Genomic DNA, 15969 nt, shown 5'->3' with positions numbered 1-15969 from the left:
GTGAAGTGACAGATTTCAATATTTCTGCTTTGATTGACTTTGAAAAATCGTTGAATGAAGGGGCCATTCAATTTCCAACCTTTCAACCTGGAGGGTGGCGTCTTTCACGTTACACGGAATCGGGTTATTTTGATAATCATAAAAAGATCTCAGATTATTCAGCGGAGGAATTAAAGAAACTTCTTTACGATACGGGGAGTAAGCCGGAAAATCCTACAGAGCACTTTCCAAAGACTGCAGAATATGTCGGTGTGATTGAGCGAATTCGAAAATCCTTACTTGAAAAAAATGGGGCAAAATATCAAGCTGATTTGAAACGTGTAACGAACACCGTTGAATGTCCGGATTGTCACGGGACACGTGTTAACGAAACGGTTCGCTCTGCCAAAATTTTAGGTCATTCAATTGGAGATTGTGCCAAAATGTCAGCGGAGGATTTGCTTCGTTTTTTGAAGAAGATTAAAGAGGATCAAACGGCCGTTATCCAAAAAGATTTGCGAAATCGGCTTGAAAGCATGTCCGCTGTTGGGCTAGGGTATTTAACGATCGACCGGAAGACAGCTACTTTATCTGGCGGGGAATCACAGCGCTTAAAAATGACGAAACATTTAAACAGCGCTTTGTCTGATGTTCTTTACATTTTTGATGAGCCAAGTGTCGGGCTTCATCCTGAAGATTTAGTCGGAATTGGAAAGGTATTTAAACGCTTGAAGCAAAAAGGAAACACTTTGGTTCTTGTCGACCACGATCCTGACATCATTGCACTTGCAGACTCAGTTATAGAAGTGGGACCAGGCGCAGGGAAAAAAGGTGGCGAAATTACTTTTTCAGGTAACTTTTCTGAATTTGTAGCAGCAAACGTAGTAACAGCAAAAGCACTTTCAAGAAGACCGGCGCTCAATTCAAAAAGGCCACATTTTACAAAATTTTATTCTTTAGAAGAAGTCAGCGCTTTTAATATTGAAAAGCAATCTGCGAAGTTTCCTGAAAAAGCATTGACGGTTGTGACGGGACTTGCTGGTTCTGGGAAAAGCACGCTTGTGCGAAAACTATTCACGGCGAAATACCCTTATTCTGTTGTTTTTGATCAATCGGCTATTCGTGGGAGTCACCGCTCCAATTTACTGACTTATTTAGGGGTTTTTGATTTTCTTAGAAAAAAATTTGCAGAAATCTCGGGTGAAAGTGTATCGCTATTTAGTTTTAACGGAAAAGGGGCGTGCCCGGAATGTCACGGGAAAGGCTTTATTAAATATGATCTTGCTTATATGGGTAATGTAACCGAACGTTGTGAAAAATGCCACGGGAAGCGTTATAACGAAGAAGCCTTGCAAATTAAGTGGCATGGGAAAAGCATTGATGAGCTGCTAAATTTGACGGTGGAAGAAGCATTAACTTTGATTGATATTACTGAAGTTCAAGAAGCTTTGGGTGCTCTTCAAGATGCCAACTTAAACTACGTCCAGCTTGGGCAAAGTTTGGATACACTTTCAGGAGGAGAGCTGCAACGGCTTAAAATTGCGACGAAGCTACTGGAAGATACGGAAAAACAAGCCAATTTATTTATTTTAGATGAACCCAGTACAGGATTGCACGAAGAGGATGTTGCTCATTTACTGGAATTGCTCCAAAAGCTTAAAAAACAAGGGAAAACGTTGATTGTTTTGGAACACAATTTAACGATTATTAGCCAAGCTGACTGGATTATTGATATGGGGCCAAGAGGTGGGAGTCTTGGGGGCAAGGTTTTATTCCAAGGCTATCCAGCCGATCTGCTGAAAACAAAGGAATCATTTACGGGCACTCATTTTAAAAAAAATATTTGCACTTGGAATAAAATGGCTAGGCTCATTATGCTGTTAGCGCTGGTGTTTTTGTTCAGATTTGAAATAAATATTACTTATTGAAAATCTTGCTTTTAATAAGTTTTTCCTTAAAAATGTTTCATACCAGCGCAACAAGGGAAAAAACAGGATAGAGTTTCATCAAAAATGATTAACGGAGGTGCTTTTAGTGTTACGATTTGAACACGTTTCGAAAACCTATAAAGGTGGAAAAAAGGCAGTTGATGATCTCAATTTAGATATCGATAAAGGCGAATTTATTTGTTTTATCGGTCCGAGTGGCTGCGGAAAAACAACAACCATGAAGATGATTAATCGTTTGATCGATCCTACAGAAGGTAAAATATTTATTGATGATAAGGACATTTTACAAGAAGATCCAGTTAAACTAAGACGCTCGATCGGCTATGTAATCCAGCAAATTGGGTTAATGCCTCATATGACTATTCGAGATAACATTGTGTTAGTTCCCAAGCTGTTGAAATGGTCAGATGAGAAAAAGCAAGAGCGGGCGAAGGAGCTAATTAAGCTTGTTGATTTACCAGAAGAATATCTCGATCGCTATCCATATGAACTAAGTGGTGGACAGCAACAACGGATTGGGGTTTTACGTGCATTAGCTGCTGAACAAAACTTGATTTTGATGGATGAACCGTTTGGTGCACTGGATCCAATTACACGGGATTCTTTGCAAGAAGAATTTAAAAATTTGCAACAAGAGCTTGGGAAAACGATCATTTTTGTTACCCATGATATGGACGAAGCACTGAAACTTGCTGATCGGATTGTGATTATGCAAGCAGGGAAGGTCGTTCAATTTGATACGCCAGATGAAATTTTGCGGCATCCAGCAAATTCATTTGTCGAGGAATTTATAGGAAAAGATCGTTTAATCGAAGCGCAACCAGATGTCACACAAGTTCGTCAAATCATGAATACAAGTCCTGTTTCCATTACAGCAGATAAATCACTTCAAGCGGCTATTCAACTCATGAAACAAAAACGCGTAGATACACTTTTAGTTGTTGATGAAAAGCAAGTGCTAAAAGGTTATATCGATGTTGAAAAAATTGATTCTGAGCGTAGAAGAGCAACTTCTGTTGTAGATATTCTTGAACGGGATGTGTTCTATGTAAAAGAAGACGCCTTACTAAGGGATACAATTCAGCGGATCTTAAAGCGTGGATATAAGTATGTTCCAGTTGTTGATGATGAAAATCGTCTTGTCGGAATTGTTACACGCGCAAGTTTAGTAGACATGGTATACGATTCCATTTGGGGAGAAGAGCAGGAAGATACTGAGCAAACTGATACCAAAGAAACAGTCGCCACTTCTGAAGGAGGCGAATAATCAATGGATGCGATACAAAACTTTTTTCAAGAAAACGGACATAATTTGCTTGTTCAAACTTGGCAGCATTTATACATATCGCTAGCTGCAGTTATTCTAGGGATTGTTGTGGCGGTCCCACTTGGGATTGCCTTGACTCGTTCTCCGAAGATTGCAAACTTTGTCATTGGTGTGGTTGGAGTTTTGCAAACGGTTCCGTCCCTTGCCATCTTGGCTTTTATTATCCCAATCCTTGGTGTAGGGACTTTTCCAGCGATCATTGCCTTATTCATCTACGCATTACTTCCGATTCTCCGTAACACTTTCATCGGGGTAAGGGGAGTTGATCCGAACTTGATTGAGTCTGGAAAGGGGATGGGAATGACGAACTGGCAACTCATCACCAATGTTGAAATTCCGAATTCCATTTCTGTTATCATGGCAGGAATCAGACTTTCCACTGTTTATATTATTGCGTGGGCAACGCTTGCCTCTTATATTGGAGCAGGGGGACTTGGGGACTTTATCTTTAACGGCTTGAACCTTTATCGTCCAGATTTAATTCTAGGTGGAGCTATTCCAGTTACCATCCTCGCGCTCATTGTTGAGTTTTTCTTAGGTAAACTTGAAAATGCGTTGACACCAAAACCACTTCGCGACGCAAGAAATAACGGATAGGAGGAAAAATAGAATGAAGAAAAAAAACACTTGCATTACTTGCTGTGATTCTGTTATCCTTCGGTACCTTGCTTTCTGGCTGTTCGTTACCTGGACTTGGTGGAGGGTCAGAAGGGACAATCCGCGTTGGATCCCTTTCGACAACAGAATCTCAGATTGTATCAAATATTGTGAAGCAGATGATTGAACATGACACAGATTTAAAAGTGGAGCTAGTTAATAATCTCGGTTCGTCGGTTGTGCAACATCAGGCAATGGTGAATGGAGACGTTGATATTACAGCTACACGTTATACAGGAACAGATCTTGTTGGACCGCTTGGTGAAGAACCAATTAAAGACCCTAAAAAAGCTCTTGCTGCTGTAAAAAAAGGGTTTAAAGAGAAATTTCACCAAACCTGGTTTGATTCCTATGGATTTGCGAATACTTATGCCTTTATGGTTCGAGCAGATACAGCTAAAAAATATAACTTAAAAACCATAAGTGATATGCGTCCTGTTCAGGGTGAGCTTACGGCTGGAGTAGATAATTCATGGATGCAGCGGAAAGGAGACGGGTATAAAGCTTTCTCGAAAGATTACAATATTGAGTTCAAAAAAAATCTTTCCAATGCAAATCGGCTTAATTTATACTGCATTAAAGGACAAACAAATGGACGTTGCACTTGGCTATTCAACTGATGGTCGAATTCCAACTTATAACTTGAAAGTTCTCGAAGATGATAAAAAGTTCTTTCCACCGTATGATGCTTCACCGCTTGCAACCGATAAAATTTTGAAAGAGCATCCTGAAATCAAAACGACATTAAATAAACTTGTTGGAACCATTTCAACAGAGGAAATGCAGCGTCTGAACTATCAAGCTGATGGAAAACTAAAAGAACCTTCTGTCGTTGCGAAGGAATTTTTAGAGAAGCATAATTACTTTGAGGATAAAAAATAAGGAGGGAACGGACCAGTGGAAACTCTAAAACAATTAATCGACTATTACGCAACCAATGGAAGCTATGTCATGGAAGAGTTTTGGCGCCACTTTCTAATGAGTATTTATGGCGTACTCTTTGCAAGCATTGTAGCTATTCCACTTGGGGTTTATATAGCAAGAAAGAAACGACTGGCGAATTGGGTGATTCAAATTGCTAATATCATCCAAACTATTCCTGCCCTTGCTATGCTCGCTGTCCTAATGCTTGTGCTTGGTCTTGGGACAAATACCGTCGTCTTGTCACTCTTCCTTTACTCACTCCTGCCTATTCTAAAAAACACATACACAGGCATTCAAAATGTTGACGGAGCGTTGTTAGAATCAGGAAAAGCGATGGGGATGACTAAGTGGCAGATACTGCGCATGGTAGAACTTCCGCTTTCGCTTTCGGTTATCATGGCAGGGATTCGAAATGCCCTTGTGATCGCAATTGGTGTCGCTGCAATTGGGACATTCGTTGGTGCAGGTGGACTCGGTGATATCATTGTTCGTGGGACGAATGCGACTAACGGGACAGCGATTATTCTAGCAGGAGCGATTCCAACTGCTCTGATGGCGATCATTACTGACTTGCTACTCGGCTGGGTGGAAAGAGCAATTAATCCTGTGAAAAAATAAAAAAGAAAAAATTATCAGAAGCGCTATAACGTTATAACGTTGGGCGGGCAGGAGAGAACTCTCGCCCGCTCTTTCATTAGTTCAAGGAGGGAACAACGTGGCAAAGCATAAACGGGAAGCTTGGCGAGAGGAACAAACAACAGAGAGTCTGAGTGAGGTGAATAATTCCATAAAAGTCCCTAAAAATGCCTCATTTTTTCGCAAACTGCTTGCTTTTATGGGGCCTGGGGCTTTAATTGCCGTTGGGTACGTTGATCCAGGAAACTGGGCGACATCCATTGCCGGAGGCTCTGAGTTTGGGTATACACTGCTTTCAGTAATTTTGATTTCCAATTTAATGGCCATTCTCTTACAATCGTTGGCAGCCAAACTGGGCATTGCAACCGGTCGCGACTTAGCGCAAGCATCACGAGACAGCTTCTCCAAAAAGACATCATTTATTTTATGGATACTGGCCGAACTAGCGATTATTGCGACGGATTTAGCAGAAGTAATCGGGAGCGCGATCGCTTTAAATTTACTTTTTGGTTTACCGCTTATTGTCGGGGTAGTGATTACGGCGCTTGACATCTTTCTTGTGCTCTTGCTTCAACATCGCGGGTTTCGGTACATTGAAGTCATTGTCATTACTTTGATGGTTACTATCCTTGTTTGTTTTGGTGTCGAATTATTTATGAGCCGTCCCGAGATAAAAGAAGTGCTTTACGGTTTTATCCCACAAAAAGAAGTGGTGACAAATCCTACCATGTTGTATATTGCACTGGGAATTTTGGGCGCGACAGTCATGCCGCATAATTTGTATTTGCATTCTTCCATTGTACAAACAAGACAATATGAGCGCAGTCTAAAAGGGAAAAAAGAAGCAATTAAGTTTGCCTTTATTGACTCTACTTTTTCTCTAACGGTCGCGCTATTCATTAATGCAGCCATTCTTATCTTAGCTGCATCCGCATTTTATTATTCTGGACATACTGAAGTTGCGGGGATTGAAGATGCCTATAAATTGCTTAATTCCGTTTTAGGGAGCGGTATCGCTAGTGTCATTTTTGCAGTAGCCCTTCTTGCTTCTGGACAAAATTCTACATTAACTGGGACGCTCGCTGGTCAAATTGTGATGGAAGGCTTTTTGAATATTCGTCTTAAACCATGGATCAGACGACTTATTACAAGAATTCTTGCAATCATTCCTGCGGTTATTGTGACAGCACTTTATGGAGCGAGGGGCACGAATGAACTTTTGATTTTAAGTCAAGTCGTTCTCTCCATGCAGTTATCATTTGCGGTCATTCCGCTTGTTATGTTTACAAGTGATAAGCGAAAGATGGGAGTTTTTGTAAACCGTCTTTGGTTAAAAGCGCTAGCTTGGATAGTGGCTGTTTTTATTGCGATTTTGAATATTTATCTACTGATTCATACTTTTGTTTGACGATAATATGATTATGTAAACTATAAATGAAAAGAATTTTAATTATTTCCCTCGAATTTTTTATCTAGATTCGTTATAATTGAATTAGCGAATAACCGTAGTAAAGGTGTGGAGTAGGATGGAGGATAAAGCAGTAAAACAACAAAAACGATTACTTGAGCAAGAGCATCTTTTGCCTTATACAATTGAAGCTCAAAATCAATCTTTTCACGTTATGATTTATACAAAACTTGGAAAAATTTCTGGAGTTGCCGTGCTAAATGCTGATAAAAGCCTTGCAGATAGGAAAGTAGCAGAAGAAGTGGTACTTAAGTTACAGCGCTATAATTTTTACTTTGAGTATCTTTCAAAACGTTCAGATGTTGTGAAAGAACGTGATAGCATTGTAGCAGAACGAATCGAGCAAACACAGCTTATTTTAAATGACGGTGATTTATTTGATGACTTCATGCAACCAACTGTTGACAAGCTTAGCTTAGCGCTTGAAGTTTACAAACAGCAACAGCATAAAATGGATATCTATCAGGAAGATATCAGTTTACTAAATGAAAAAATCAAGGAACAAGGTCAAATTCAACCAGAAGACTGGAAATCTGCGGAAGATTTGTCCGTTTTATTTATGAGTGCTGCTTACGCGCAAACGATCTATCTTGAGGCAACTAGAAAAAATCGTCAAATGCTTGCCAAGTGGGTTCATGATCATCAAAAACAACTTCCTGCCTCTAAGCGAAAAGCTTTACTGAAACTCGTTGCGCTTTTAAGTGATACGAGTGCCGGTCTTATTTTTGATCAAATCATTTCTCTGTTACCGCTACTTGAAAAAGGTTTATTAATCGACCATGATGAGGATTTACCGAAACGCGCACAGGAATTCAACAAAGAATATGAGGCCTTATGTCGATTTTACAAACCGAAACTTGAAAAAATGGTTAAATTGATCCGAAATTAAAAAATACCCGCTGAAACGGACTTGTTTCAGCGGGTATTTTTTATTTTTTTTAATAAATCATGTTGAACAAGGTAATTTTTGGCAACGATTTCGGCAGACTTACCATCAACGTTGACTTGATAATTCATTTTTCGCATTTCTGCATCCGTAATTTTCCCGGCCAGTTTATTTAGTGGGGCTTTCAGTTCAGGATACTTTTGCAATGTCTTAGTTAACATTAGAGGAGCGCCCTGATATGGCGGAAATAATTTTTGATCGTCTTTTAGAACTTTCAAATGATATTGCTCCAGTTCACTATCTGTTGAATAGGCATCTAAAACATCGATATCGCCAGCTTGGATCGCTGTATAGCGAAGCTTAGGCTCCATTTTTTCAAGATGATTAAAGGTGATTCCATATTTTTCTTGCAGTCCCTTATAGCCATCGCCGCGATCAGCAAATTCTGCCGTAAAGCCCACTTTTACTTGTTGCTCCACTGGGCGCAGATCAGAAATCGTTTTAAGCCCGTATTCTTTAGCAAGTCGTTCGGAAACTGCGATGGCATAAGTATTATTGTATTGCATCGGTTTTAGAAGTGTCATCTTAAACTGAGAAGCCAAACCAGTTCGAGCTTGTTCGTAAACTTCGCTAGCAGAATGAGATTTTGCTGGTTCCTTCGTGAACGTTTCAAGAACGGTCCCGGTGAATTCTGGATAGATATCGATATCACCAGACTTCAGCGCATTAAATAAGAAGCTCGTTTTCCCCATGCTTGGCTTTAGTTCCACTTTCAAATCCGTCTCATCTTCAATAAGTAATTTGTACATATTAATCAGAATTTCCGGTTCTGCTCCAAGTTTACCAGCAATTGTAATGTCTTTTTTATCACTTGTAAAATGTGGAACAATCAGCAAGGCTGCAGTTAACAAGATGGCTAAAGATATCGTAATCACAGTGCTTTTAAAAGAAGCTTTTTGGAAAAAACGTAACACGAAATCAAATAGAATCGCAAGTAAAGCAGCAGGTATTGCCCCAAGCAAGATCAAACTATTATCATTGCGGTCAATTCCAAGCAATATGAGATCTCCAAGGCCACCTGCGCCAATCAATGCTGCGAGCGTGGCCGTTCCAATAATCAGCACCGTAGCCGTTCGAATTCCCGCCATGATGACTGGTAAAGCAAGTGGAAGTTGTACTTTATAAAGTCGTTTCCATTTATTCATTCCCATGGCCCGAGAAGCTTCAATCAAGGCAGGGTCTACTTCATCAATTCCTGTATAAGTATTGCGCAAAATTGGCAAGAGTGCATAAACAACGAGTGCGATAATCGCGGGCACGATGCCAATCCCAACAAGTGGAATAAGTAAGCCTAATAAGGCTAGTGATGGAATCGTTTGGAAAATGGCGGCTACTTGAATAATTGGTTCTGCGATGCGTTTATGACGCGTTAAGTAGATGCCTAGTGGTAAGGCGATTAAAACGGCGATGAAAAGAGAAATAAATGAAATTTGGATGTGCTCAATTAAAGCGGTAAGTAAATCGTCTTTTCGGTCTAGGAATGTCTCGATGAATGTATTCATGGAGTGACACCTTCTTCCAAGTTACTCGATAAGAAGGCCAGCAAATCATTCGTTGTAATAGTTGCAACTAGCAAGCCTGTTTCATTTTCGATAGAGACACTCTTAGCATCTGAGAGCGCGGTAACGAGTTTTTCGAGTGAATCGGTGATCTTTAAATGGCGGCTTTCCTCACTTGCGTTTCCTGCTTGTGCCTGAGTACAGAAATTTTTAGTGATTAAATCAGAAATCTTGATTGAACGGTCAAATAATGTTTTTGGTAAAAGATTGCCAGACTCAAGAAAATTACGAACAAAATCAGTTTCAGGATTTTTTAGTATATTCTCCGGTGTATCACATTGCACGATTTTCCCATCTTGCATGAGACAAAGGCGGTCACCAAGCGCCAAAGCTTCTTGCATGTCATGAGTAACAAAAACAATGGTTTTTTTTGATTTTCTTTTGGAGCTCAGAAATATCTTGTTGTAATTTCTGTCTAGAAATGGGGTCGAGCGCGCTGAAAGGTTCATCCATTAAAATGATGCTCGGGTCAGCTGCAAGAGCTCGAACAACGCCAACACGTTGCTGTTCGCCACCAGAAAGTTCCTTTGGCTTGCGATCACGATATAAAGCGGGGTCGAGTCCAACCATTTCAAGTAATTCGGTTGTTCGTTCGTAAATTTTTTGTTTATCCCATTTTTTTAATTCAGGAACAATCGCAATATTTTCTGCAATTGTCATATGTGGGAATAATGCAATTTGTTGAAGCACATAGCCAATATCATAGCGCAGTTCGTGAATATCATAATCACTAATGCGTTTTTCGTTGATATAAATTGTCCCTGTTGTAAGCGGGATAAGCCGATTGATCATTTTTAAGGTGGTCGTCTTGCCACATCCACTTGGACCAATAAAAACGAAAAATTCGCCATCTTCGATATTGAGGTTTAAGTGATCAACAGCGACTGAATCATTGTCATATTTCTTTGTCACGTTTTCAAAGCGAATCATATTATCCTCCCGGTTTCTATTTTTTAAGGTTGACATCTCTGTTTATATCCTATAATTTACCATTTTTTGACGACAAATAGAAATTATAATGATTTATTTTGTAAAATATTGCTATCATGTTAAAATAGAAGGTGAGATTGCAAACAATCCTAGAAGTAAGAACTGAAATGGAAAGGTTTTGAAAAGAGTGGAAAATCTAATGCAAGATTTAGGTGTTCAAATACCGGATCTTTTGATCAAACAAAATGAATCCCTAGCAAAATACACGTACACAAAAACAGGTGGGGAAGCTGATTTGTTTGCTATGCCAAAAACGATCGATGAAGCTAGAGCGCTTGTTCATTATTGTCATGAAAAAAATATTTCATTAACTGTCCTTGGAAACGGTTCAAATTTGATCATAAAAGATGGGGGTATTCGTGGTGTTGTGATGCACCTTGATTTGTTGGATGAAATCGTGAGAAATGAAACCCGCATCATCGCTGGAAGTGGAGCTAAAATTATTGATGTTTCAAGGTTTGCGCTTGAATCACAGCTAAGTGGTCTTGAGTTTGCTTGCGGAATTCCTGGTTCTGTTGGTGGGGCACTTTATATGAATGCAGGTGCTTACGGAGGGGAAATTAGTGATGTACTCGATGCAGCTACAGTTTTGACACGCTCAGGGGACTTATTACATTTGAAACGTGAAGAATTAGCAGCTAAATACCGGAAAAGCACGATTGCGGATAAGGATTATATTGTACTCAGTGCTGAGTTTACGCTTGAGCTTTCAGAAAGACAGCCTATTGAAACAAAAATGGCAGAACTTACAGAAGCGCGTGAAGCTAAACAACCGCTTGAATATCCGTCTTGTGGGAGTGTTTTCAAACGACCACCTGGTCATTTTGCTGGGAAATTAATTCAAGACAGTGACCTACAAGGATTCCAAATTGGTGGCGCGCAAGTTTCGATGAAGCATGCAGGCTTTATTGTGAACGTTGGCTCTGCAACAGCAACCGATTATATGGAAGTTATTCATCATGTTCAGGAAACGGTGAAGCGCAATTTTGATGTGGATCTGGAGACTGAAGTGAAGATCATTGGAGAAGACAAGTGATTTTAATGGCTTGTCTTTTTATGTTTGAATCAAGTTAGAATAGGAAATAATGGGTACTGAGAGATGCTTTATTCGAAAGGAAGTTGATATAATATGAAGGCTATAATTATGAATGAATACGGGGACAGCAACGTGCTTCAGTATGTAGATGATTTTCCAGATCCGATATTAAAAGATGATGATGTACTAATTGAAGTGAAGGCATCAGCTGTTAATCCCATTGATTGGAAATTACGTCAAGGTTACTTGAAACAAATGATCGATATTCCTTTTCCGTTTATTCTTGGACTCGATGTTTCGGGTATCGTGAAAGAAGTTGGAAAAGAAGTCACAATGTTTCAGCCTGGCGATGAAGTTTATGCACGTGCTGATACAAGTCGTAACGGTTCTTATGCAGAAAAAGTTGCGGTCAATCAATTATTTGTTTCTAAAAAACCTAGCAATTTGAATTTTGAAGAAGCAGCTTCTGTTCCTCTTGCAGCGTTAACTGCGTATCAAGCATTAAGGGACTTCGCTGGACTGGGTGAGGGAGAACGTGTCTTTATTTCTGCTGGCTCTGGTGGTGTGGGTAGTTTTGCTATTCAAATTGCAAAGATCCTCGGTGCCTATGTTGTGACAACGACAGGACCTAAAAATATCGATTATGTAAAAAGCCTCGGCGCGGATGAAGTGATTGATTATACAAAAAATGATAGCTTGGATACGGAACCGGTCGATGTCGTTTTCGATTTGATCGGGGGCAAAAGTCAAATAGAAAGCTTTTCGATTCTAAAAGAAGGTGGGCGAATTGGTTCTATTGCAGGAGCCCCGGATCCAAAACTTGCTAAGGAAAAGCGAGCAAATGCAAAAGGGCTTTGGGTGAAATCTAGCGGAGCCGATTTAGATGAGCTTCGTAACTATATTGAAGCTGGTAAAATAAAAACAGAGATTGCCGCAAGGTTTCCACTTGAAAAAGTGAAGGTTGCCCATGAATTAAGTGAAACGGGGCATGTGAGAGGTAAAATCGTCATCGAAGTAGCTAAATAAAATTGATGAAGCAAAACTCCCGGTTTCTTGCCGGGTTTTTTGTTGTGTTGGAACATGCAACGAACCGAGTTATTTGGTACAATGAATTTAGGCATTTTAGAATGGGAGGATTTCACCTTTTGGACAGTTTGATACAGTTTTTTTAAAAATAGAAGTGTGCGGCGTGTAGCAGTTTTCGTTCTTGTCGCTTTTGTATTGTATTTACTTCGGAGCATGATGGACATTATTTTGCTGACTTTTATTTTTTTCGTTTTTGATTACTCGACTTGAAGGTTTTATTTTACGGAGAATTTCGATTTATAGGCAAATTATTGTGTTGATTCTTTATGCGGTTATCGCACTAGCTCTTGTCTTTGTTGTCGTAAAATATGTACCATTACTTACGGAACAAATTAAACAGTTAGTGAATTTTATCAACCAATTTTTCACAACAGATGATAGTAATAACGAGTTTATTAATTATATTGTAAATCTTGCTAACCAAGTGGATGTGATGAAATATACCGAGCAAGGCGTACAAATTATCGTGACATATTTAACCAATATTGGGACTGTGTTGTTCAATGCGTTTATTGCATTAATGTTGAGCTTGTTTTTCTCTTTAGGAAAAGACCAACTAATTCGATTTACGAATCAATTTGCAACCAGTAAAATTGGATTTATCTATGAAGAAGTAAAATACTTTGGCCAAAAATTCGTAGCGACATTTGGTAAAGTTATTGAAGCGCAATTTTTAATCGCCATTGTGAACTGCGTATTAACAACGATTGCCCTGTGGATACTTGGCTTCCCACAACTTATGACGCTTTCGATCATGGTCTTTTTACTAGGGTTAATCCCTGTTGCAGGTGTCATCATTTCGATGATTCCACTTACGATTATCGCTTATACAATTGGCGGAGTTCAGTATTTGTTCTATATTATTTTGATTGTCGTCGTGATTCATGCGCTTGAATCCTATGTCCTAAATCCAAAATTAATGTCTGCAAAAACGGATCTGCCTGTTTTTTACACGTTTATCATTTTGATTTTTGGAGAACATTTCTTCGGCATTTGGGGACTGATTGTTGGAATTCCTGTTGTCATGTTTTTCCTAGATGTGCTTGGAGTCACTGATCAAGCTGAACATCTTTTAGAAAAGAAACCGAAAAAAAACACCTAAACAAGATCCAGAGAGCTGACTCTGGGTCTTGTTTTATATTAAATGAGGGGGAGAGAAGGGGAATTTTACACTTTTGCAAGAAGATTTTTAAGTTTTCTTTCTTGCTGTTTAAAACTTCTTTAACAAATTTATTTTATAATGGAAACAATCATTAGTTAAAGGAGGAATTTAAATTGAAAAAAATACTTACATGGACAGTATTACCAGTAACCTCCATTTTACTAGCCGTTTTTCTTTATTTTCATTTTTTCGAAGGCTGGATGTACTTTTATTTGAATCAACTCATGAGGAATTATAGTTTTATGGACTATATAACGATTGCTATCACAGCAGCACTTGTTTATTTAGCAGCTGTACAAATAATGAGTTTAGAATTAAACTTAAAATTATTAGTCATTTCCTATTTGATTTATTTTGGATGTTTATTCTTTTTGCTATTTGCAAAAGATTCTCATACACGTGGACTATCATTTGATACATTCGGCTTTATTAAACCTTTCGTAGAGGGGAATTTACGAGTTATTACGGTAGGGAATGTTGTAGCCTTTATCCCAATTGGGTTTCTGATGTGGAAATTAAAAGGCTATCAAGCACTAGTTCTGGCGCTAGGTTTGATTACAGGCGTGGAATCGATGCAATATTATTTCGCTGTCGGTTATTTTGATACTGGTGATATCTTCTTAAATGTATGTGGGATCATGATTGGTTATTTAGTATTGCGTTTAGCTATTTTGATTATTAACCGTAAACAAAAGCACGTTTCTAGCTGAGACGTGCTTTTGTTTAGGCAAAATATATGCTAATCTTCCATATATTTACGAATGACAAGCATTTGATCTTCCATTTTTGAAATACTAGTCGCAGCATCTTCAAGCTGTTTGAAAGCTGCAGGAGGGACTCCACCTTTGTAACGTAAGGAATGTTCGAGGCTCGCCCAAAAATCCATCGCAATCGTACGAATTTGAATTTCAACTCGAAAAACCTCGCTTTTTTCAGATAAAAATATTGGAATGGCGACGATAATATGTAAACTTCTGTATCCGCTTTCTTTTGGGTTTTTAATATAATCTTTTGCACGAATTAATTCCACATCATCTTGAGAAACAAGCATATTGACAATATCGTAGACATCATCGACATAAGAACAAGTCACACGAATACCTGCAACATCGTTAAGTTCATTTCGAATATTGTCAATAGAAATCGTTTTACCACGCTTAATTAGTTTTTCGCCAATACTTTTTTGGTTTTTTTAATTCTGGATTCAATAGTATGAATGGGACTACGTTTTTTTTTGCAGTGAGAGCTCATCAGCAAGAATTTCGAGTTTAGTTTGAACTTCTTTAATGGAACTACGATAGCACATCATCAAATATTGAAATTCCTCGAGAAAAGCCATATTTTGTTCGAATTGAGGATTATCTCCAAGCCAGCGTTGTAATTCACGCATAACTTCTTTATTTTCCATAAAAAATCAGCTCCTTAAAAACATTTAGATGCACCCATGTGTATAATTCCCGAGATAAAAGCCGCTGAAACGTCTTAGAAAATGATAATGCGTAGTATATTAGGTTTAGTATAGTTGAATATGCTATTTGAAGTAAGTCTAGTTTTTATCATTACTTCCTATAATATATATTATGTAAACTAGAAAAATTAAAACTTAAGTATAGGATAATCTGTTGCCTTCCCCAACATAAAACTTCTCTATTCTTTAATTGTTGTTTTAAGATAAGAACCTTCGTAGCTAGATATTATTTGCTTTGCTCTCCACAAGCGACTAATAAACTATAAACTGAGCCAACTGACTAATAAACCTACATTTTATCTCTTATTCTTCTAGTGAATTGATCATTTCTTGTAATTCAAGTACAGCATCTTCAACTCGCCGTGTGACTTCTTCATTCCAAAAACGGTTTCCACCAGATAATTCATTAATTAGGTTAAAGATAGATACAGCGTCTGAAACCGGTATAAAGCTATTCGATCTCCACTCCGTAAGATGCTCACCAACATAGTTTATAATCTCTGCAAAGGTTCGCTCATTAAAAGTGTTATAGAAACGTAATTCGGCCAACAATCCGTTTTCTCCCACGATCATATTAGAAAAACTCATTTTTATGCTACCTCCAAGACTTCTAATTTTTCTTTTATGGAGATTATATCAAAAATGCTTTCTTATTATAAACCAAAAGACAATTGACGCATTGTTAAGTAGAGAAAACTTTTTTTATATTTGGGGGTCAAACGTCATAAGAAGTTTAAAGAAAAAGCTGTAAAACAAACTGAACGGTTCACTAAAATTTAATT

At 38.5% G+C, this 15969-nt stretch carries 11 protein-coding genes and 5 pseudogenes; 11 read left to right on the top strand and 5 right to left on the bottom strand.

Translation table 11 applies throughout. From position 1 onward, the window contains the following. Positions 1-5: 5 nt before the first annotated feature. The 7 genes and pseudogenes from MAQA_RS10345 (at position 6) to MAQA_RS10315 (ending at position 7829) form a co-directional block, all read left to right on the top strand. Complete coding sequence (locus tag MAQA_RS10345) at positions 6-1907, top strand: ATP-binding cassette domain-containing protein (protein WP_338151627.1); 1902 nt, start codon at positions 6-8, stop codon at positions 1905-1907. Between the two features lie 106 nt (positions 1908-2013). Further along, positions 2014-3195, top strand: coding sequence for a betaine/proline/choline family ABC transporter ATP-binding protein (locus MAQA_RS10340; RefSeq protein ID WP_036073666.1), 1182 nt, complete (start codon positions 2014-2016; stop codon positions 3193-3195). 3 nt (positions 3196-3198) lie between these two features. After that, positions 3199-3852, top strand: a complete 654-nt coding sequence (locus tag MAQA_RS10335) for an ABC transporter permease (RefSeq protein WP_036073664.1) — start codon at positions 3199-3201, stop codon at positions 3850-3852. A gap of 44 nt (positions 3853-3896) precedes the next feature. Continuing rightward, positions 3897-4794: pseudogene (locus MAQA_RS10330) on the top strand (osmoprotectant ABC transporter substrate-binding protein). Positions 4795-4809: 15 nt separating this feature from the next. Next, positions 4810-5483, top strand: a pseudogene (locus tag MAQA_RS10325) (ABC transporter permease). Positions 5484-5551: 68 nt separating this feature from the next. Then, positions 5552-6880: an Nramp family divalent metal transporter gene (locus MAQA_RS10320; RefSeq protein WP_036073659.1), complete on the top strand. Its 1329-nt coding sequence runs from the start codon at positions 5552-5554 to the stop codon at positions 6878-6880. Between the two features lie 118 nt (positions 6881-6998). After that, a complete protein-coding gene (locus MAQA_RS10315) occupies positions 6999-7829 on the top strand; it encodes a hypothetical protein (protein ID WP_036073657.1) in 831 nt (276 codons plus the stop codon). Between the two features lie 26 nt (positions 7830-7855). On the opposite strand, the gene MAQA_RS10310 is transcribed toward MAQA_RS10315, so the two are convergent. Beyond that, a complete protein-coding gene (locus tag MAQA_RS10310; protein ID WP_036073654.1) occupies positions 7856-9388 on the bottom strand; it encodes an ABC transporter permease/substrate-binding protein in 1533 nt (510 codons plus the stop codon). Then, positions 9385-10375 (bottom strand): annotated as a pseudogene (locus MAQA_RS10305) (ABC transporter ATP-binding protein). The gene MAQA_RS10310 and the pseudogene MAQA_RS10305 overlap by 4 nt, the downstream one beginning before the upstream one ends. Before the next feature lie 199 nt (positions 10376-10574). Between MAQA_RS10305 and murB the strand changes: the two are divergent. The 4 genes and pseudogenes from murB (at position 10575) to MAQA_RS10285 (ending at position 14429) form a co-directional block, all read left to right on the top strand. Continuing rightward, positions 10575-11471, top strand: coding sequence for a UDP-N-acetylmuramate dehydrogenase (murB, locus tag MAQA_RS10300; RefSeq protein WP_036073651.1), 897 nt, complete (start codon positions 10575-10577; stop codon positions 11469-11471). A gap of 93 nt (positions 11472-11564) precedes the next feature. Further along, entirely contained in the window at positions 11565-12497 is a 933-nt protein-coding gene (locus MAQA_RS10295; protein WP_036073648.1) for an NADP-dependent oxidoreductase, read from the top strand. A 156-nt stretch (positions 12498-12653) separates the two neighbouring features. Further along, a pseudogene (locus tag MAQA_RS10290) lies at positions 12654-13659 on the top strand (AI-2E family transporter). A gap of 173 nt (positions 13660-13832) precedes the next feature. Beyond that, a complete protein-coding gene (locus tag MAQA_RS10285) occupies positions 13833-14429 on the top strand; it encodes a VanZ family protein (protein WP_036073645.1) in 597 nt (198 codons plus the stop codon). 29 nt (positions 14430-14458) lie between these two features. Here MAQA_RS10285 and MAQA_RS10280 read toward each other — a convergent pair. From MAQA_RS10280 to MAQA_RS10275, 3 genes and pseudogenes are all read right to left on the bottom strand, one after another. Continuing rightward, positions 14459-14899: pseudogene (locus tag MAQA_RS10280) on the bottom strand (GTP pyrophosphokinase); the annotation flags it as partial. Positions 14900-14941: 42 nt separating this feature from the next. Next, a complete protein-coding gene (locus MAQA_RS14915) occupies positions 14942-15127 on the bottom strand; it encodes a hypothetical protein (RefSeq protein WP_206537548.1) in 186 nt (61 codons plus the stop codon). A gap of 363 nt (positions 15128-15490) precedes the next feature. After that, a complete protein-coding gene (locus MAQA_RS10275) occupies positions 15491-15736 on the bottom strand; it encodes a hypothetical protein (protein WP_149023354.1) in 246 nt (81 codons plus the stop codon). Positions 15737-15969 lie beyond the last annotated feature (233 nt).

Source organism: Listeria aquatica FSL S10-1188 (assembly GCF_000525795.1).
In the GTDB taxonomy this organism is placed as follows: Bacteria; Bacillota; Bacilli; order Lactobacillales; family Listeriaceae; genus Listeria; species Listeria aquatica.
Note: the sequence above shows the minus strand (reverse complement) of the source record. Positions and strands in the feature narration are given on the sequence as shown.

Coding starts and splice junctions, on each gene's coding strand:
- murB (WP_036073651.1), top strand. CDS start 10,575: ATGCAAGATTTAGGTGTTCAAATACCGGATCTTTTGATCAAACAAAAT.
- MAQA_RS10335 (WP_036073664.1), top strand. CDS start 3,199: ATGGATGCGATACAAAACTTTTTTCAAGAAAACGGACATAATTTGCTT.
- MAQA_RS10315 (WP_036073657.1), top strand. CDS start 6,999: ATGGAGGATAAAGCAGTAAAACAACAAAAACGATTACTTGAGCAAGAG.
- MAQA_RS10295 (WP_036073648.1), top strand. CDS start 11,565: ATGAAGGCTATAATTATGAATGAATACGGGGACAGCAACGTGCTTCAG.
- MAQA_RS10310 (WP_036073654.1), bottom strand. CDS start 9,388: ATGAATACATTCATCGAGACATTCCTAGACCGAAAAGACGATTTACTT.
- MAQA_RS14915 (WP_206537548.1), bottom strand. CDS start 15,127: ATGGAAAATAAAGAAGTTATGCGTGAATTACAACGCTGGCTTGGAGAT.